Source organism: Larkinella sp. C7, assembly GCF_006149005.1.
GTDB lineage: Bacteria > Bacteroidota > Bacteroidia > Cytophagales > Spirosomataceae > Larkinella.
On the sequence record NZ_VBSL01000009.1, the window covers coordinates 48,283 to 68,388 of the forward strand.

11 protein-coding genes are annotated in these 20,106 nt (G+C 54.6%); 1 reads left to right on the plus strand and 10 read right to left on the minus strand.

Features of this window, described 5'->3' with window-relative positions:
* Positions 1 to 2: 2 nt before the first annotated feature.
* The 10 genes from FH871_RS21410 to FH871_RS21455 all read right to left on the minus strand — a co-directional run bounded on the left by FH871_RS21410 (position 3) and on the right by FH871_RS21455 (position 17,913).
* Positions 3 to 1,475, minus strand: a complete 1,473-nt coding sequence (locus FH871_RS21410) for a sulfatase (RefSeq protein WP_138993439.1) — start codon at positions 1,473 to 1,475, stop codon at positions 3 to 5.
* Between the two features lie 25 nt (positions 1,476 to 1,500).
* Complete coding sequence (locus tag FH871_RS21415) at positions 1,501 to 2,979, minus strand: RagB/SusD family nutrient uptake outer membrane protein (protein ID WP_138993440.1); 1,479 nt, start codon at positions 2,977 to 2,979, stop codon at positions 1,501 to 1,503.
* Between the two features lie 16 nt (positions 2,980 to 2,995).
* Entirely contained in the window at positions 2,996 to 6,511 is a 3,516-nt protein-coding gene (locus tag FH871_RS21420) for a SusC/RagA family TonB-linked outer membrane protein (protein ID WP_138993442.1), read from the minus strand.
* Positions 6,512 to 6,564: 53 nt separating this feature from the next.
* Positions 6,565 to 7,557 carry a FecR family protein gene (locus FH871_RS21425; protein WP_138993444.1) on the minus strand — a complete coding sequence of 331 codons (993 nt, stop codon included), beginning with the start codon at positions 7,555 to 7,557 and terminating at the stop codon, positions 6,565 to 6,567.
* A gap of 48 nt (positions 7,558 to 7,605) precedes the next feature.
* Positions 7,606 to 8,232: an RNA polymerase sigma factor gene (locus FH871_RS21430; RefSeq protein ID WP_138993446.1), complete on the minus strand. Its 627-nt coding sequence runs from the start codon at positions 8,230 to 8,232 to the stop codon at positions 7,606 to 7,608.
* A 584-nt stretch (positions 8,233 to 8,816) separates the two neighbouring features.
* On the minus strand, positions 8,817 to 9,686 hold the full coding sequence (locus FH871_RS21435) for a sugar phosphate isomerase/epimerase (RefSeq protein WP_138993448.1): 870 nt from the start codon (positions 9,684 to 9,686) through the stop codon (positions 8,817 to 8,819).
* 242 nt (positions 9,687 to 9,928) lie between these two features.
* Positions 9,929 to 11,428 carry a DUF1501 domain-containing protein gene (locus FH871_RS21440; protein ID WP_138993450.1) on the minus strand — a complete coding sequence of 500 codons (1,500 nt, stop codon included), beginning with the start codon at positions 11,426 to 11,428 and terminating at the stop codon, positions 9,929 to 9,931.
* Between the two features lie 6 nt (positions 11,429 to 11,434).
* On the minus strand, positions 11,435 to 14,179 hold the full coding sequence (locus FH871_RS21445; protein ID WP_138993451.1) for a DUF1553 domain-containing protein: 2,745 nt from the start codon (positions 14,177 to 14,179) through the stop codon (positions 11,435 to 11,437).
* Between the two features lie 122 nt (positions 14,180 to 14,301).
* Positions 14,302 to 16,689 carry an ABC transporter permease gene (locus FH871_RS21450; protein ID WP_138993453.1) on the minus strand — a complete coding sequence of 796 codons (2,388 nt, stop codon included), beginning with the start codon at positions 16,687 to 16,689 and terminating at the stop codon, positions 14,302 to 14,304.
* Positions 16,690 to 16,890: 201 nt separating this feature from the next.
* A complete protein-coding gene (locus FH871_RS21455; protein ID WP_138993455.1) occupies positions 16,891 to 17,913 on the minus strand; it encodes an LD-carboxypeptidase in 1,023 nt (340 codons plus the stop codon).
* Positions 17,914 to 18,096: 183 nt separating this feature from the next.
* Between FH871_RS21455 and nagB the strand changes: the two genes are divergently transcribed.
* On the plus strand, positions 18,097 to 20,055 hold the full coding sequence (gene nagB, locus FH871_RS21460) for a glucosamine-6-phosphate deaminase (RefSeq protein ID WP_138993457.1): 1,959 nt from the start codon (positions 18,097 to 18,099) through the stop codon (positions 20,053 to 20,055).
* Positions 20,056 to 20,106 lie beyond the last annotated feature (51 nt).

Sequence of the window (20,106 nt, forward strand, 5' to 3'; positions counted from 1 at the left end):
CCTTATTTGGGACGAATTTCCGCATAATACGACTGTGGCCGCAAACTATCCTTGTTATCATAGGTGTAGTTATAACGCTTCATATACTCGTCGGCTGGTAAAAATGTATCGTTGGTTTCCTTCAGCTTCTGATCCAGCACCGCATTCAGTTGCTTTTGCAACGCAGCGTATTCAGCCTTGTTGACCAGATTGTTTAGCTGATACGGATCGGTCTGATTGTCATACAAAAGCCAGGGACCGGCCAGCCGCCGGGCGTAGGTATACCGCTCGGTGCGAACAGCCCGGTATTCGCGCCCTCCGTTCTGGAAATTGTATTCGTGAAACGGAACCGGCAACACCACCAGCGCGGCATCGATGGGATAAACCGCCGGGTTGAGAATGCCCTTCGAAACGTCCTTGCCGTCGATGGTTGCGGGAATTTTCAACCCCGCCATGCCCAGCAGCGTCGGCAGAATATCCGGCGTGTTGATCGGTTTGGTGATCTCAATGCTTTTCTTCCCGAATTGGGCCGGATACCGCACCAGCATCGGCACCCGGATGGATTCGTCCCAGGGGCGTTGTTTCCGCAAAACACCCTGGGTCAGCAGCATGTCGCCGTGGTCGGAGGTCCATACCAGAATCGTGTTGTCGGCAATGCCCTGCTCGTCCAGGGTTTTGAGCAGTTTGCCGAGCGCATCATCCAGGGCGGTGCAGTGGGCGTAATAGTCCGCGTAAATCCGCCGGGCGCTGTCCTGCATGGCTTTTGGCACATTGGGCCGGATCGTCAGCGTCTTCGGGTCATACATCGCCCGGTATTTTTCGGGCGCCGTGTGGTACGGATTGTGGGGTGGTCCCCAGGACAACACCAGCAGAAACGGCTTGTCTTTGGATTGCTTGATAAACCCGATGGCACTGTCCGTCTGTGGAAACGCATCGTAGCCCGGCCACTGGTGTTTCTGATCCTTTTCGTCGAAATAGAATGAATCGTTGTAATCGTGCGACACTTCCCGGACTTTCCAGTAATCGAACCCCTGCCGCCGGTCGCGGGTGATCGGCTTGTCGCGGGCGCTGAACGGATGTTCGCCATTCCGGTGTCCGTTGATGTGCCATTTGCCGATGTAACCGGTCTGGTAGCCATTGTCCTTGAAGATTTCGGCCATCGTCAGGGCTTCGTTCGGCAGCGGTTTGTCGTTGTAAAAAACGCCGTGCTTGAGCGGATACTGCCCCGTCAGCAACGTTGCCCGGTAGGGTGTGCAGACGGGCATGGTGGCAATGGCGGTTTTGAAGTTGACGCTTTCCTTCGCCAGTTGGTCGGCGTAGGGCGTTTTTACATCCGGATTGCCCGCGTAGCCCACGGCATCGGCCCGCCACTGGTCCGAAAAGATAAAAATCACATTGGGTTTTTCGGCTTTTACCGCCGTTTTTGGCCGGGTCGTGCAGTAGAGCAGACTTACGGCAACCAGAAGAAAACCAGAGAGTTGCAGGTTTTTTTTCATTCTATTGTCAGGTTTTTTGACGTGTTTAATACCCCGGATTCTGGTTAATTTTATTGACCAGGACCTGCTCTTCCGGAATCGGAGCGAGCAGTTTGGTGGGCGTCACTTCGTAGGCGGTATTGTAAAGAAACGATTTTTTCGCTTTCTCGCGCTGGCCGTGTGCCGTCATGACTTCCACCGCCTTGCCGGTCCGTTTCAAATCGTACCAACGCTGGTTTTCAAAGCAGAACTCGACCTGGCGTTCTTTGGCAATCAGCGTTTCCAAAGCGGTTTTGCCAGTACCCGCCAGCGACTGCGTCAACCCGGCCCGGTTGCGAACCTGCTGTACGTACGGAATCGCTTCGGCGGTGTTGCCCTGCTGATTCAGCGCTTCGGCGTACAGCAGCAACACATCCGAATACCGCAACACCGGCATGTTGTCACTGCTCCGGTCGACGGGCGATGAAAGCGGGGCCTTGTACTTGGCGCAATACGGAATGGGCCGCACGACGCCATCCCAGTCGGCGCCATTCCAGAATTTGATCGACACCTCCTTGCGTTTGTCGCCCGCTTCGAACGCATTGATCAGATCGTCAGTGGGTTGGTTCCAGCCCCCGCCGACCAGGCTGATGCCGGGACGCCCGGTGATGGCTCCCGCCGAGGTCCAGGGCGCAAACCAGAAGAGAAACCGGTTGGACAATGCCGCACTATTTTCGGAATACTGCACCGCAAAAATCGTCTCCTTAAAATCTTTGCTCGATGGATTGAAAACGTCCGCATAATTGGGCAGCAAACTGTATTTGCCCGATTCGATCACGGTTTTCAGGGCCGCAGCGGCTTCGGCATACTTACGCTGGGTCAGGTAGACTTTCCCCAGCAACGCCAGGGCCGCCCCTTCGTTGGCGCGTCCGTTTTCTTTGACATCGGTGGCTCCGTTAAAATTCTCGACGGCGGCTTTCAGATCACTGATGATGTTTTCGTACACCTGCTCTTCCGTCGACCGTTTGATGCCGACGGCTTCCCGCGATTCGATGGGGGTCAGCACCAGCGGAACGCCACCGAACTGCCGCACCAGGTTGAAGTAATACAGGGCCCGCAGAAACCGGGCTTCACCGGCGCAACGCTTCTTGAACGATTCTTTCGACCAGGTTACGCCCGTCCGGTCGATTTCGGCCAGCAGTTTGTTGCAACGGGTGATGCCGTTGTACGAAAAATTCCAGAAGTTGGCGTAGGCAACGTTGTTGGAGGCCAGAATGAACTGATCGATAACGCCTTTTGACGCTTCGCCGGTTACGGTGCTGTATTGAAAGCTGCCGTTGTCGGAAATGAGTTCGGCCATCACCCAGTGTTCCACTTTTTCGTAGGTCTGCATCGGTACGTAACAGCCGTTGGCCAGCAGAATATATTCGGTTTCCGACTTGTAAAAGGTTCCTTCGCTGAGGGCGGTTTCCGGATAAATCTCCAGAAAATCGTTGGAGCAGGCCGACAGGAAAAACAGCCCCAGCACATACACTATCTTTTTCATACGATTGGTCTGGTGGTTAGAATGTCAGGTTGATGCCGATGGACGTCGTGCGGGACAGCGGATACGACGACATGTCGAAGCCGGGGGCCAGCGTGTTGTTGACCGTCACCGACTGCCCTTCGGGATTGGCACCTTTGTATTTGGTGAACGTAGCCAGATTCTGGCTGGTCAGGTAAAACCGGCAGTTGTTGACAAACCCGGTTTTTTTCACCCAGCTTTCAGGCAGCGAATACCCCAGCGTCAGGTTGCCGATCCGGAGGTAGCTCGCGTCTTCGACCCACAAACTCGAAACCCGGTGGCCCAGGCTGGGCGTCAGAATGGGAATGCCGTAGTGCTGGCCGTCACCTGGTGTATCGGCGTTCCGCCAGCGGGCCGTCCACTCTTTGCTGACGTTGAAAAAGCCCTGGAGGTTGTCGACGGTCTGTCGCAAGCCGTTCATGACCTGCCCGCCATACTGCCCGCTCACGATGACGTTCAGATCGAAGCGGTTATAGGAAAACCGGTTCGTAACGCCAAAGATGAACTTGGGGTGCGGACTGCCAATCATCGTATAATCCAGCAGGTCGGTAATCACGCCATCGCCGTTCACATCCTTGTATTTGACGTTGCCTTCATAGACCTGTGGAGTTTTGATGATGGCCGGATTGGCAATATCGGCGGCCGTATAGAGCCCGTCGAAAATATACCCGAAAAACTGACTGATGGGTTTGCCCACCACCGAAACGTGCGTGGGATTGTTGTCGTTGCTACCGGCCAGAATCCGGTCGCCGTTGTCGTTGAGCGAAAGCACCTTGTTGCGGTTAAAGGCCATGTTCAGGTTGACATCCCAGTTGAACGCGCCCGAAACCGGGGTGCCGCCCAGCGCAATTTCGATCCCGGTATTCCGGACATTTCCCTTGTTGACCGTCTGCGCGTTGTAGCCGGTGATGGCCGGAATCACGTCGTTGAGCAGCATGTTCGTGCTTTTCCGGTAGTAATAATCCAGCGAGAGCGACAGGCGGTTCTGGAACAATTCAAGATCTGCACCGACGTCCACCTGATTCGATACTTCCCAACTTAGATAGGGATTGGACAAACCCACACTGGAAGCCGTCACCTGCGTGGTTCCAAAGACATACGATTCGGCATTGATCGACGCCAGGTGGGAATAATTACCGATGTTGTTGTTGCCGCTTCGCCCGTAGCTGGTCCGCAGTTTCAGGTCGTTGATGACGCGGTTGCCTTTCAGGAAATCCTCTTCCGAAACCCGCCAGGCGGCCGCGACCGACGGAAACAGGGCGTAGCGATTCCGGCTCCCAAACCGCGACGAACCGTCGGACCGGAAGGTGGCCGTTAGCAAATACCGGTCTTTGAAGGCGTAGTTGATGCGCCCCAGGTACGAAATCATGGCCCACTGGTTGACGGTTTCGCCCCAGGCGCTGATGGTCTGCGCGGCATTGATGGTCTGAATCAGGTCGTTCGTATACGGATTGGCCGTGAGGTTAACGCCCGTCGACGTGCTTTTCTGGGTCGTATAGCCCAAAAGCGCATCGAAGCGGTGATTGCCAATCGTTTTATCGTACGTTAGCGTGTTTTCGATCAGCCAGTCGAACCGCTCACTGCGGCTGTTGTTCGAGCGTCCGGTGCCGACGATCGGGGGCGTGTTGGACGCGCCCACCGTGGCCGGAATATACTGCTGGTATTTGGCCGTCGACCAGATGGTGTTCAGCGACGTTTTCGCTTTCAGACCCGGAATGATTTCCCACTCCACAAAAGCCGAACCGAGGTTCTGAAAATCCTTCTCGGTCTGGATGGTTTCCCGCAACGTAAACAGCGGATTGGCGAAACTCCAGGCCGAATGGTATTTGCTCTGCGGAGAAACGATGTACGGAATCAGGTTGCCGTTCTGGTCATACGGAGTACGCAAGGGATTGGCCCACAGACTCACGCCCAAAATATCTTCCCGGCTGGAATTGGTGTTGGTTCGTTTCTGGGTGATAAATGTGGGCTGGAGAATTGCGCTGACCTTGACGTGTTTGCCGAGGTTGGACTCGATGCCCAGTTTGCTGCTATACCGCTCCACGCCCGTGTGCTTCAGAACACCGTCCTGTTTGAAATAGCCCATGCTGAAACTCAGCCGCGATTCTTTGGAGCCTTTCTGAATGCTGACGTTGTGATCTTCAATGGCGGCTGGCCGAAGCAGCAAACCGTACCAGTCGGTGCCCTTGCCGGTCAGGTTGTCGAGGTTACGGTATTCCTGGGGATAGTCGTCGATCGTAGCCGCCCGTTTTTCGCGTTGCCGAACCACAATCCCGATTTTATCACGCTGCAATTCCGCGAATTCGCGTTCGTTCAGCATTTCGGGGCGGCCTTTTTGCGGAACCTGCTGCACCCCACGCATGGACGACACACTGACCTCGGTCCGGTCGAATTTTCCTTTTTTGGTCGTAATCAGGATCACGCCATTGGCCCCGCGCGAACCGTAAATGGCAGTCGACGACGCATCTTTCAGGATGCTGACCGATTCGATGTCGTTCGGATTGATGAACAGCAACGGGTTGAGTGTCTGGTTCATGCCCGCCGAATACGGCATTCCGTCCACCACATACAAGGGCTCGTTGCCCGCGCCCAGCGAACCGCTGCCCCGAATTTTGATGGACGTTCCGCCCCCCGGCGCCCCCGACGGCTGCTGAATCTGCACCCCCGCCACCTGCCCGATCATTTTCTGGTCGATGGTCGAAACCGGCAGGCTGCGGATGGCTTTCTGGTCGACCACCGCCACCGAACCCGTCAAATCCTGCGACCGTTGGGAACCGTAGCCGACTACGACGACTTCCTGCAACGCCTTGGTGTCGGCCTCCAGTGTAATCGTAAATGTCGTTTGCTGCCCCAACGCAACCTCCTGGCTCAGAAAGCCAATCGACGAAATGACCAGACTCCCCCGAACTTCAGGCAGATTCAGACTGAACTGGCCCTCGGCGTTGGTGGACGTGCCCAGGTTCGGATTTTCCTTGTAGAGCACGGTGGCCCCCGGAATGGCCTGGCCGTTCTGGTCGATCACCCGACCGGTTACCGGCACCAGCGCAGCCGCGATTTTTTGACTGATCGGGGCGAAAATGCCGCTGCCACCCAGTTGAGAGGCTTCGCCGGAACGATCGTTTCCATTGACCGGGCTGGAAGCCGGAGCCGGGTTTTGGGGTTTCTCCTTCTTCTCGGTCGACAGGGGGGCAATCAGATAAAAACCGTCGTTCACTTTTTCGTAGCGCAGCGGTTGCCCTTCCAGCACCTTCTTCAACGCCTTTTCGGCACTCGAAAACCGCTCGGTTTTGAGTTCTACGGTACGGTTATCCAGCAAATCCGACCGATAGGCGATGGAAATCTGAAACCGGTTTTCGATGTCTTTCAGCACGGAGGTCAGCAGGCGCCGTTGTGCCTGACTGGCTGGTTTTTCCGGCAGTTGCCGGTTGGGATTCCACGCCAGCACCTGACCGCTGACCGGTTGCCGGATGAATAGCCCGATTACAACCAAACAAAATAGAGTTGTTCTATCCATAAAATAGAGTTTAGGCGTAGTGCGTCTTGGGTTCATACGATAAGGGTTAGGAATTAGAGCTTATGGAAGGTGACGTTGGTTCCGGAACGTTTGATAGTCAGCGAGAAAAGCCTTTCGATCTGGACGAGCACATCATCGGCGTCGGTGAGTGGCATCGATCCCGACGCCCGCAGCCGCAGTAGCTCTTCCTGCGGTACCTGGACAGTCAGGCCGTAGTTATCCTGCAGGATTTCGATCAGATCGGCCAGGGTGGTCTGATCCAGCACCAGCCGTTTTTCTTTCCAGGCCGAATACGGTTCCGGCCGGATGGTTCGCCACTGCTGGGTGCCGTCGGCTTTCACTTCAAAAAACTGCCCTGGTTTCATCGTAATGCCCTGATCCGGCGCTTTATCGGGCTGGCTGAGCTTCACACTTCCCGACTCCAGCACCACCTTAACGGCTTTGGGGCGGGTAAAAACGTTGAACGCTGTTCCCAGCACCTGCACATCGAGCTGGCGGGCGTGGACGACAAATTTCTGGTGGTTTTGCTGGTGGGTCACGGAGAAAAAAGCTTCTCCTTCCAGCCAGACTTCGCGCGTTGCCTCCGGTTTCCAGTTTCGGGCGAGCCGCAGGCTTGAGTTGGCGTTGAGCGTCACCCGGCTTCCGTCATGTAGCGTAAGTTGCCGGGTTTCGCCGTATGCCGTCTGGTAGGTTTCGGGCGTGTTCTGGTACAGCCACCAGGCCAGACCAGACAACAGGATCACGGCCACAGAAGCCGCCACCGAAAGCCACGAGCGGGACCACAGCGGACGGACAACCGGCTCAGGCAGACGGTTTTGCAAAGACTGCCACGAGCGGTCGAGTTGTTCGGCAGGCACGGCAGGCGGCTGCTGGCTATACAGAATGAGAATCCGGGCGTGGGCAATGGCTTCCCGCTGGGCCGGATTCGCAGCGATGTACTGCTGCCAGAACCGGTCTTCCGAGGCCGATGGATGCAACACCCATTGCCGGAAGGCGGCATCAAAAATCCAGTCGTCGGGCGTGAATAATTTGTATTCCGTTGCCAAAGCTTTCCTGCTTTTTTGGAATACAGTCCGGTCCGGTCAAAAAGTACCCTACCGTTTGGGAGATTTTTTGAAAAAATACGGCAAAATCGGAATCAGGCTTCCATATAGAATTTGCGTAATGCGAATGGCCGGGCCAATGCGCTGACGCAGAGCCTCCAACCCCTTCTGGATGAAGTTCTTGGCCGACTGGTGGTTGACGCCCATCACCTGCGCAATTTGCTCGAAAGACAGACCGGAATAAAATTTAAGAACGATGGCTTCGCGCTGACGTTCGGGAAGTTGCTCCAAAGCCTGATTGAGTTGTTGAATCTGCTGATCCGACAGTTGCCGGATGATCAGTGCATCCTCCACCGACAGTTCGATCTGCGACCCGGTTTCCGGCAAGGGGTAAGCATCCCGCAGTCGGCTCAGAAGGGTCAACTGGCGGAACAGCATGTTCCGTAATGAAGCCAGCAGATAAAAAGCAACCCCGTCGGTCATGGGTTTCAGGTTGCTGCCATACCGATGCAGGTTCAGAAACAAATCCTGAATGCAATCCTCGACCAGTTTATCGTCGTGGGTGAACGTCCGCCCATATCGAAACAAAACCGCATAGAACCGCCGGTATAACAGTTCGAAGGCTTCCGGACGGCCCGTACGAAACAATTCCCAGAGTTCAGCGTCGGTATGTTGCATCGTCAATCGAGTGACCTTCTTTTAATGCAATTTGAAAGATAAATATGAATAAAAAAAGCGGTTTGGTAACTCTCCTTTCAAACTACTAATTCTATATAATAAATAGATTTTTCTTGTAAAAACAGAGCCAGTGTGGCGACGCTGGCTTCTGGCTGCAAACTTGGGACAAATCGTTGAATTTGCAAATACTTCGACGAAGAGAGTGGAAAAATACTGGATATGCGCACGTCACAAGCGGGATTATCCTATTCCAAAATATTTAAAAACCGTCGGAGTTGACCCATACTTCTCCCACCTGATCCAACACGGTATCGGTTTTTTATTTCCGGTCAGTAGGAAACGGCCTTTCGGCTCTTTATGTGCTGCGGGTTCTGTACAGATTACGACGTGTTTTGTGCACAGTGCCTGAACAAACCGGTTCCATTTTACCATCTCTATTAACGACCGCCCGGACAATCTGTCCGGGCTTTTTTTGTTTTGAACCGTAATTTTGGAGCAGGCATTAGATCCGATAGTCGATTTCCAGGAATTCCGCAACGTTGTTCAGCCAAAACTGCTCCACAAAGTAGACGTGATCGGGGTGATTAACCCCAGCTTGCTTTCTGGATGTTGTCGATGCTGATTTTGATGCTTTCCAGCGGAGGGCGTTTGCAGATGTCCTGCTCCACAAAATAGTGTTTCAGACCGGCTTCTTCGGATTTTTCAAAAATGGCAGCAAAATCGATGGAACCGGTGCCTACTTCCGCAAATTCCTGCTCCGGCGTTTTTGCCATATCCTTCACGTGCCAGAGCGGAAAACGACCGGGGTATTTGGCGAAATAGTCGGCGGGTTTCTGACCGGTTTTCGAAATCCAGTACAAATCCATTTCCATCTGCACCGTCGTATTTTTCAGAATCAGTTCATACGGCATCTGGCCATCCACGCGCTCCGTAAACTCAAAATCGTGGTTGTGGTAGCCCAGCGTCAGCCCGGCTTTTTTCGCCGTTTCCTGCCCTGCCGACAGCAGATCGACCAGTTGTTTGTAGTCGTCCGGTTTGCGCTCGTCGGGTGCCAGATACGCGATGATGATGTATTCCTGACCCACGGCCTTGGCATCGTCTACCACCTGCTGCCAGTTTTTAGTCAGGCCGTCCATCGGCCCCATTTGGGTCGAACGCGCCGTCAGGGTGTGTCCGCTAGGAGCCGATAAGTCGTTGTCTTTCAGAATTTTAAGATATTCGGCCGGGGTTTTTCCGAAGAATTTCCCACCGCCATACCCGAAGTTTTCCACTTCTTTATACCCCAATTTGGCTACCTCCGCCAGTACGGTTTCGATCCCCTGTTTCTGAATGTCGTCCCGGAGGGTGTACAATTGTAAGCCTATGGTTTTGGCTTTTGCCGAACAGGCATTCAGGCCAAGCACCGAGAGCGCACCAAGTCCTAAGGAGGTTCCAAGAAAATTTCTGCGATTCATGTTGATTCCGGTAAAATAGACGATTGGGTGAAGTATCTGGCGTAATCTTAATGTGTATTTTCAACACAATGATACCGCGTTTTGGCTTTGTGTCTATCTTACCCCTATAAATAATTTAATTTTTTCAGCCTGGAGTCCAGATTGATAGGAACGCGGATGGAACAGATCGAACGGATTTGCACGGATTAAAATCCGTTTTGATCTGTTTCATCCTTCCATCCGCGTTCCTATACCCTAAGTGATTACGCCAGAACCGACTTGACCACCTTCCCGGCCACATCCGTCAGCCGGAAGGGGCGCCCCTGAAACTGGTACGTCAGCTTGGAATGGTCGAAGCCGAGCAGGTGTAGAATCGTGGCCTGCAGGTCGTGTACGTGGACTTTATCTTTGACGGCATAGTAGCCAATCGGGTCGGTTTCGCCATAACTGAAACCGCGTTTGACCCCGCCCCCCGCCATCCAGACGGTGAACGCATCGAGGTGATGGTCGCGGCCCATGAACGGCAACGTCTGGCCGTCGCGGTTTTCCTGCATGGGCGTCCGGCCAAATTCTCCGCCCCAAACCACCAGCGTTTCGTCGAGCAAACCGCGTTGTTTCAAGTCATTGAGCAGGGCCGTTACGGCCTGATCCGAGGTCGTGCATTTGTCCCGCAAACCGGTTTCAATCGAACCGTCCTTGCTGGTTCCGTGCGTATCCCAACCCCAGTCGAAAAGCTGGACAAACCGCACACCGCGCTCAATTAATCGTCTTGACAACAGACAGTTCCGGGCAAAAGATCCTTTGTTCGGGTCAACACCGTAGGCATTCAGAATGTACTCGGGTTCGCTTTTGATGTCCATCGCATCGGGCACCGACATCTGCATCTTGAACGCCATTTCATACTGCGAAATCCGGGTCAGGATTTCCGGATCTTTCACGTCGTCGTACTGCTGCTGGTTGATGTCGTTGATCGCTTCGATGGTTTGCTTCCGAATGTCGCGGTTCATGCCCTTCGGATCGGAAACGTACAAAACCGGGTCGCCGTCGGTGCGGCACTGCACACCCTGGTACACCGTTGGCAGAAAACCGCTCCCCCAGACCGATTTACCCGCATCCGGTTGTTTTCCGCCCGACGCCAGCACGATGAATCCCGGCAAATTATCATTTTCCGACCCCAACCCGTAGGTCACCCACGAGCCAATGCTGGGACGCCCCAGCCGGGCGGCCCCGGTGTGCATGAGCAACTGCGCCGGGGCGTGGTTGAACTGGTCGGTGTGCATCGATTTGATGAACGTGATCTCGTCGGCCACGGTTTGCAAATGCGGCAGATAATCGGAAATCCACGCGCCCGACTGGCCGTGTTGTGCAAACTTGCCCTGCGGCCCGAGCATCTTGGGAACGCCCCGGATAAAGGCGAATTTCTTGCCTTCCAGCAGTTCCTGCGGACAGTCTTTGCCGTGGTATTTCACCAGCTCCGGTTTGTAATCGAACAACTCCAGTTGCGACGGCGACCCGGCCATGTGGATGTAAATCACCCGTTTCGCTTTTGGCGAAAACTGCGACGGGCGTGGCGTCATCGGCTCACCCGAAGCGGATGACGTGCTGAGTGCCGTTTTCTCTTCCTTGCTACCGAAAAAACCGCAACTGGTCAGGGTCGACCCCAGGGCCATCGCGCCCAGACCAGTGGTGCAGGTGTGCAGAAAATGCCGCCGGGTTTCGCGTTGCAAAGCCGCTTCCTGGAGTTCTTTGAGGAGTTTGTTCATCGGATTTTATTCTTTCGTAATCACTTCATCCAGGTTCAGCATCGTATTGGCCGTCACGGTCAGAGCCGCCAGTTGGGGCGTCGCATCTTCGCAGGACAATAGCTGGTGGGCATCTTCCGGATGCTGGCGATAATAGGCTTCGGTATTGCGGTACAATCGGGTCAGAACCGCCAGTTTTTTCGGCGTTAGATCCCGCAGCATAACCAGTCGAAAACCGGCCTGAATCTGCTGTTCGGGCGTTTTTCCGCGCAGGGTCATCGTTTCGGCCAATCGCTGGGCGGCTTCTACGTACACCGGGTCGTTGAGTGTCACCAGGGCCTGCAAGGGCGTGTTGGTGCGCAACCGGCGCAACTGGCAAAACTCCCGGCTGGGGCTATCGAAGGTAATCATCGACGGATAGGGCGCGGTTCGTTTCCAGTAGGTATAAAGTGCCCGGCGATAGCGGTCTTCGCCTTCGCTCAGCTTCCAGGATTCACCACTGTAGGGCGATTGCCAGATGCCGTCGGGCTGGGGCGGCATCACGCTGGGGCCGTATAACTTGTTGCTCAAGAGGCCGGTAACCGCCAGGGCCTGATCGCGAACCTGCTCGGCCGCCAGCCGGACGCGGGGCCCACGCGCCAGCAATTTGTTGTAGGGATCTTTCGCCAGCAGCTCGGGCGAGACGTAGGAATGCTGGCGATAGGTGGCCGAAACCACAATTTTTTTTAGCAATTTCTTGACGCTCCAGTGATCGGTTTCCATGAAATCGACGGCCAGCCAATCCAGCAATTCGCGGTGCGTCGGCGGGATGCCCTGGGTGCCGACATCCTCGACGGTTTCGACAATTCCGGTTCCGAACAACTGTTCCCAAAACCGGTTGACGGCCACCCGCGCCGTCAGCGGATGTTCGCGGCTCACCATCCATTTCGCCAGACCCAGGCGGTTTTTGGGCAACTCCTTTGCCATTGGCGGCAACGATTTCGGCACGTCGGGCTTCACTTCCTTGCCTTTCACCAGCCAGTTTCCCCGCTCAAAAATGTGGGTTTTCCGGGCCAGATCACCGGTTCCGTCCTGCATGATGGGCGTCGATTCGGGCCGGGTATTCAGAATTTCCGCCAGTTTCAGGTCCATTTCGCCCAACGCCGTCGCGGGTTGATCGGGCAGCGCGGGTTGAAACGACACCCATTTGATCTGCACCCAGTCTTTCGGCGTTTCGGGACTGTTCAGCGTTACATACAAATCATGGTGACCCGAAACCGTCGGCAACGCAAAAATCATGGTCGTATCCCGGCCACCAGGCGTTGGAGTCGTCAGCAAAACCGGGCCGGTCGGGCTGTCCTGGTGCAGGGTCAGAACGGCATTTTTGGCCTTCGTTCCCCATTGCATGATCAGGCGGTTTTTGCCCGTCAGATCGATGTTTTTAATCCGCCCGGAACCGCCATCCTGCACCCCGAAAAATTTGGCATCCAGCAGCGACGCATTGACGTACTGGTCGAAATCGTGTGAATTGATTTTGGGTTCGGTAATCCGGACGAATTTCATCACCTCCTGCGCCTGCCGGGGCTGCTTCACATGCCCTTTCAGCCAGTTGTTCAATGCCTGAACTTTGAGCGAATCGTCCTTTTTGTAAAACCGCAGGGTCGGTGTTTCGGTCGTCACATCCTCATCGCGGGCGTTGTTGAAAAACGCCAGGTATTTGTAATATTCTTCGTGGACAAACGGATCGTAGGGGTGGGTGTGGCATTGCACACAGCCAAAGGTGGTGCCCTGCCAGACGTCCCAGGTCGTATTGACGCGGTCCATCACGGCGGCCACCCGGAACTCTTCATCCTGCGTTCCGCCTTCGTCGTTGGTCATCGTGTTGCGGTGAAAACCGGTCGCAACCAGTTGATCATCTGTCGGGTCTGGCAACAAATCACCGGCCAGTTGTTCGACGGTAAACTGATCGAACGGTTTGTCCTGATTGAAGGCTTTGATGAGCCAGTCGCGGTACCGCCAGATGGTCCGTCCCGGATCGCGTTCGTAGCCTTTCGTATCGGCGTAGCGGGCCAGATCGAGCCACATGCCCGTCCAGCGTTCGCCGTAGGCCGGAGACGCCAGCAGCCGGTCCACCACTTTTTCGTAAGCATTCGGGGAATTGTCGGCAAGGAAATCCGCAACTTCTTTTTCCGTCGGCGGCAAACCGGTCAGGTCGAGCGACACCCGGCGGATCAGCGTGGCTTTGTCGGCTTCGGGCGATGGTTTTAGCCCTTCCGGTTTCAGTTTGTCCAGAACAAAATGGTCGATCTCGTTTTTCGCCCAATTCAGTTCGTCGTTTTCAACGATGCCGAGTCGCGACCAGAACGTACCGATGTTCGGAACGTCCGGTTTTTCGACGGACTGATACGCCCAGTGGTCTCCCCATTCCGCGCCCTGGTCGATCCATTTCCGCAGCAGTTCGATTTCTTCCGGTTTCAGCGGGGGCGCTTCCAGCGGCATCCGTTCATCGTGGTCGGTGAGCGTCAACCGGCGGATCAGTTCGCTGGCATCGGCGTCGCCCGGCACAATGGCCAGTTTCCCGGATTTGGCTGGTGCGAGGGCTTCGTGTTTGAAGAGCAGGCTATAGTTCGACGCCTTTTTGACGCCCCCGTGGCAGGCAATGCAGTTTTTATTGAGCAGCGGTTTGATCTGGGTATTAAAATCCACCTTATCCTCGAAGATTCCGAGGAACGAAGAAAGCGTAAGCGCAACCACCACGGCCAACCCGCCAACCACCAGGAGTTGAGGTTTCATAAGTAAAGGTTCAGGTTTCTGGGTTTCGACTCCTTATAAAGAGTCGAAAAAGGTAAAGTACTGAAATCTACTACAAAAATTAGAAAATTTCCGCACTTTTCCACGTTCAGTAGCCAGAACGATTACTCGTTGCGCAAACTTTCCACCGGGTTGGTCAGGGCCGCTTTCACACTTTGGAAACACACCGTCAGGAAGGCAATGGCGATGGCCAGCAATCCTGCCAGGGCAAATACCCACCACGCAGGTTCAAGCTTGTACTCAAAGCTCTGCAGCCACTGATTCATGGCATACCAGGCAAGGGGTGCAGCCATGACGATGGCGATGAATACCAGTTTCAAAAAGTCTTTCGACAGCAACAGCACGATACTGGCAACCGATGCGCCCAGCACTTTGCGAACACCAATTTCCTTGGTGCGTTGCTCGGCCGCAAAAGCCGTCAGCCCAAACAGCCCCAGACAGGCAATCAACACCGCCAAAACCGTGAACGTCAGCAGGATTTCGCCCTGTTTCTGTTCCGCTTTGTACTGCTGCGAAAAGTTTTCGTCGAGGAAATGAAAATCGAGCGTGTTGGCCGGATCGAAGGTTTGGTAGACCGACCGGATGTAGGCCAGGGCTTCGGTTACTTTCGTGGGTTGAATCCGAACATAGACATTGTCTTTCTCAAAAGGAGCAGGCATCTGTAATACCAGCGGCTCGATTTTATGCTGCAGCGAATAGGTATGAAAATCCTTGACGACACCCACCACGCGGGCTTCGGCCGTGTGCTTTTCCTGATCGATGTAGTATTTCACCCGCTTGCCGACGGGCTCTTTCCAGCCGAGCTGCTTCACTAAGGTTTCGTTCACTAAAACCGCACCAAACAGGTCGCTTTTGAATGATTCGGAGAAATTTCGTCCGTTCAGCAGTTTAATTTCCAGGGTCTTGAGGTAGTCCGAATCAACCGAAAATTTCTGGACAACCTGCGTACCTTCTGAAATCACCCCGTTTTGCTCAAAGAACATCCCGTTGCCGCCGATGTTATTGTTACCAATCGGATTGCTGGCAGCCGACGCACTCTGTATCAATGGGTTTCGCAGCAGGGCCTCTTTGAGTGCCTCGACGCGCTGGCGGGTTTCGTCACTGTTAATGTGGAACGTGAGCACCTGTTCTTTGTTGAACCCCAAATCCTTGTGCAGCACAAATTCCATCTGCCGGTACACAATGCCGGAGCAGGCAATCAGCGCAATCGTGGCCACAAACTGAAACACGACCAGCGATTGCTTAAAAAAGTTGCTGCCCGATTGGGACCCAACCTGCCCCCGCAGAGCCGCTGTAGGCCGAAAACCCGACAGCATCAGGGCGGGATAGAGACCACTCAACGCACCCAGAGCGAGCGAAAGGCCACCAACCACCAGGACCATAGTCGGTCCATCGGGAATCGACAGCGATTTATCGGTCAACTGATTGAAAAAAGGTAAGGCTACCACCACCAATCCTGTACCGACCAAACCCGCCAGAAATGTCATGAGCATCGACTCCGTCAGAAATTGCCCGATGAGCTGCTGCCGAAACGAGCCGATCGCTTTCCGAACGCCGACCTCACGGGTCCGTTTCAGGGAACGGGCGGTGTATAAATTTACGTAGTTGATGCAGGCAATCAGCAGAATCAGGGCCGCCACGATCGCAAAAATGGACACCGTCCGCGCGTTTCCGTTCGGGCTGATTTCATAGTCGAGCTGCGAGTGGAGGTGAATCGACCGGAGCGGCTGGAGTTCCATGCGGTAGTTTACGCCCTCGCCCAATTCTTTTTTGAGGTATTTCTGGTAAAAACCGGGCAGTTTGGCTTCCAGCGTTTTGGAATCGCTTCCTTCGGTCAGCAGCAGATAGGTATAGAGTTCGAAACTCTGCCAGCCGCTGGTGTAATTGGTTGGCAGCGAACGTAATGCCCTGAACTGCAAATGCGAATTGGCTGGTACATCCTCGATCACCCCCGTAACGGTGTTGGGGAAATGATTACTGAACTCAACAACTTTTCCAACCGCTTTTTGGGCATCGCCGAACAGATTTTCAGCAACGCTCTTCGTCAGAACGATGCTTTGCGGTTTGCTCAGCGCCGAAGCCGGATCGCCGTACAGAAACGGAAATGTAAACACCTCAAATACCGACGGGTCGGTGAAAAAGATGTTGCCGACCTCCATTTTTTTGTCATTGAACGTGATCAGTCCACCACCTTCGGTGCTGATCCGAACCGCCTTTTCAACTTCCGGGTATTCGTTCTTCAGGGCTGGACCAAACGGCGCGGAAGTCGGGGCGAGTTTGAGGTTTCCACCCGGCCATTGGGCATAATGAACCACCCGGACAATGCGGTCCGCTTGGGTATGAAACCGGTCGTAACTCCATTCATCCAGGACGTATAGTGCCATCAAACCAACCGCGGCCATCCCAATTCCCAGGCCAACAACATTGAGACCGCTGAACAGCTTGTTTTTCCAGAAGGTTCGAATCGTGATTTTTAGGTAATTGTGTAGCATGGTCAATACCGTGTTGAAGTTTAAAGCCCGGGAAACGATCACCTGGAATTCAAGTTAAATCAGGCGTTTTATAGGCAATCCCAAAAGCCGTACCAAATCGTTAAAACACGCATTATCAGTACAATAATCACGTGCTTCTTTGCACTATTGTCCGCAAATGGACGGTTTTGCTGACCGCTGGCGGACAGGTAGTTAAAACCATTACCGCACTGCCGGTTCCAGCAGCCGGATCGTTCCGGCGTTGGCATCCATTTCGGCTTCGATGCCCAACGGGACGGTGAATTTGTGTGTAATGTGGCCGATCATGGCGCCCGAATACGCCGGTTTTTTCAGCGGAACAATGTGATCGCGAAAAACGTCTTCCAGCGTCAGCGAACCGTAGCCCTTGCCGGGCTCGCAGTCGGTGCATTTCCCGAAAACAAAACCGCTGATCTGATCGAGTACGCCCGCCAGTTTGAGTTGCGTAATCATCCGGTCCATCCGGTAAACATCCTCGCCAATATCTTCCAGAAACAGAATGCTGTCTTTCCAGTCCGGCAGGTATTTCGACCCCATCATGTGGCTCAAAACCGTCAGGTTACCGCCCACCAGCCGACCGCGGGCTTTGCCGGGGTTCAGCGTGTCGGTCCGGTCTTTGACCTGCGCCAGCAAGTCCCCCTTGTCATGCGGATTTTCCATCAAAACCGCCTGGCCGTCCATCAGCGTCTGCCGGAAATAGTTCACCGTGAACGGATTGAACGTGGCCGAACCCACCGGGCCGTGCATCGTTGCCAATCCCGTTTGGGCGTAAATGCCCAGTAACAAGGCCGTAATGTCGCTATACCCGACCAGAATTTTCGGATTCCGCCGGATCAGGTTGTAATCGAGCAGCGGCAACAGCCGGGCGCACCCCCAACCGCCGTGCATGGCCATGATGGCATTTACGGTGGAATCGGCAAACATCGCGTTGAGGTCGGCGGCCCGGTCGGCATCGGTGCCGGCGAGGTAGCCATAGCGGTCGAAAACGTGTTTGGCGATGACGGTTTTGAAACCCAGCGCCTGCAGCGATTCCACCGCGACCTGCACCGTTTCGTGCGTGAAAGCCGGAGCCGCCGGACCTACCAGCGCCACCGTGTCGCCCGGTTTAAGCCGCGGGGGCTTGATCACGGAAAGTGGTGGACGAAAAGCCGGGATGGCCGCAGCAGCGGTGATGGTTTGTAAAAAGTTTCGGCGGGAAAACGACATGGGACGGAAACGAGTAGTAAGAATTGCGGTAAAAAGAGTAACAAGATAAACCAGAATACAACGCGATTCCTTAATTTAGATCGCATTCGGTATTTTTAAAAAATTTTAAAATATTTTTATTGGTGTTACGAATAAGTATACCGAATTTTGCCGCACCGCACGAACCACAATTTACCATTCGTTATGATTTCTGAACCTTCCATTGTCGAAAATGCGTCGGGTCGTAAACCGGGTGAGCCGGTGCAATCGGCCATCACGTACGAAAAAATTCCGACGCACATCTACGCCGATGCGAAAGATGCGTCCCGCGCCGTCGCCCACGAAATTGCAGATCTGATCCGCGCCAAACAGCAACAGGGCAAATTGTGTGTGCTGGGTCTGGCCACCGGCTCATCACCCAAAACGGTGTATGCCGAACTCATCCGGCAACACCGCGAAGAAGGCCTGAGTTTCCATAACGTGGTGACGTTCAACCTGGACGAATATTATCCGATGGAACCCGATTCGCTGCAAAGCTACGTGCGGTTTATGAAGGAGCAGTTGTTCGACCACGTCGATATTCCGGAAGGCAATTATCACATTCCTGACGGCACCGTTCCGGTCAACAAAGTAGCGGAGTTTAGCCGGTCGTACGAAGAAAAAATCCAATCGTATGGTGGGCTGGATTTCCAATTGCTGGGTATCGGGGGCAATGGTCACATCGGTTTTAACGAACCGGGTTCGCTGATCAATTCGCATACCCGCCTGATGATGCTCGATCACTCGACGCGGGCGGCTGCGGCCATGGACTTTGGCAGTCTGGTAAGAACCCCGAAAAAGGCCATTACGATGGGCGTTGCCGCCATTCTAAGCGCCCGGCGGGTGGTTCTGCTGGCCTGGGGTGAACGCAAAGCGCCGGTGATCCGGGCCGCTCTGGAAGGAACCGTTACCGAATCCATCCCGGCTTCGTATCTCCAAACCCACCCCAACGCGCTGTTTGTGATCGATCAGGCGGCCGCGTCGGACCTGACCCGGATGCAAACGCCCTGGCTCGTCGATACCGTTGAGTGGGACAACAGCATGGTTAAAAAAGCCGTGACGTACCTGTCGCGCTCGCTGAAAAAACCGGTGCTGAAACTGACCAACAAAGATTACAACGACAACGGGATGAGCGACTTGCTGGCGCAGGTTGGTCAGGCATACGATCTGAACATCGACGTTTTCAATCAACTGCAACATACGATTACGGGCTGGCCGGGTGGCAAACCCAATGCCGACGACACGAAGCGCCCCGAACGCGCGCTGCCCGCCAGCAAACGCTGCCTGATTTTCAGCCCGCACCCCGACGATGACATCATTTCGATGGGGGGGACCTTCCAGCGCCTGGTCGACCAGGGCCACGAGGTTCACGTGGGGTATCAGACTTCCGGAAACATTGCCGTGGCCGATGATGAAGCCCTGCGGTTTGCGGATTATGTGGTGGACTTTAACGAGAAATTCGGAATCGACAGCCCCGAAGCAACCCAGATTTTCCGCGATGCCGCCGAGTTCCTGCGCGCCAAGAAAGACAGTGAAATGGACTCGATGGAAGTGCGGTATATCAAAGGATTGATCCGGAAAGGGGAAGCCAAATCGACCTGCCGGTTTGTCGGGATTCCGGTTGAAAATGCCCACTTCCTGAACATGCCGTTCTACGAAACCGGCAAAGTGGAAAAGAGTGCGCTGAGCGAAGCCGACATTCAGGTGGTGATGGACGTCATTAAACAGATAAAACCGCACCAGATTTATGCCGCCGGTGACCTCGCCGATCCGCACGGAACCCACAAAGTTTGCCTGGACGCCATCATGGAAGCCGTTCGCCGGTTAAAAAATGAAGACTTCATGCAGGATTGCTGGGTGTGGCTCTACCGCGGTGCCTGGGCCGAGTGGGATATCCACGAAATTGAAATGGCGGTTCCGATGTCGCCCGACCAGGTGATGCGCAAACGGCTCGGTATTTTCAAACACCAGTCGCAGAAAGACGGCGTGGTCTATCAAGGTTCCGATTCGCGGGAGTTCTGGCAACGCGCCGAAGAACGCAACCGGGCGACGGCTGGGTTGTATAACCAGCTCGGTCTGGCCGAATACGAAGCGATGGAAGCCTTTGTACGCTGGCATTTTTAACGTACCCACGAACTTCTTTTGACAAGCCCCAGCTCTTTACCCGGCTGGGGC

Coding starts and splice junctions, on each gene's coding strand:
- FH871_RS21410 (WP_138993439.1), bottom strand. CDS start 1,475: ATGAAAAAAAACCTGCAACTCTCTGGTTTTCTTCTGGTTGCCGTAAGT.
- FH871_RS21415 (WP_138993440.1), bottom strand. CDS start 2,979: ATGAAAAAGATAGTGTATGTGCTGGGGCTGTTTTTCCTGTCGGCCTGC.
- FH871_RS21420 (WP_138993442.1), bottom strand. CDS start 6,511: ATGGATAGAACAACTCTATTTTGTTTGGTTGTAATCGGGCTATTCATC.
- FH871_RS21430 (WP_138993446.1), bottom strand. CDS start 8,232: ATGCAACATACCGACGCTGAACTCTGGGAATTGTTTCGTACGGGCCGT.
- FH871_RS21435 (WP_138993448.1), bottom strand. CDS start 9,686: ATGAATCGCAGAAATTTTCTTGGAACCTCCTTAGGACTTGGTGCGCTC.
- FH871_RS21440 (WP_138993450.1), bottom strand. CDS start 11,428: ATGAACAAACTCCTCAAAGAACTCCAGGAAGCGGCTTTGCAACGCGAA.
- FH871_RS21445 (WP_138993451.1), bottom strand. CDS start 14,179: ATGAAACCTCAACTCCTGGTGGTTGGCGGGTTGGCCGTGGTGGTTGCG.
- FH871_RS21450 (WP_138993453.1), bottom strand. CDS start 16,689: ATGCTACACAATTACCTAAAAATCACGATTCGAACCTTCTGGAAAAAC.
- FH871_RS21455 (WP_138993455.1), bottom strand. CDS start 17,913: ATGTCGTTTTCCCGCCGAAACTTTTTACAAACCATCACCGCTGCTGCG.
- nagB (WP_138993457.1), top strand. CDS start 18,097: ATGATTTCTGAACCTTCCATTGTCGAAAATGCGTCGGGTCGTAAACCG.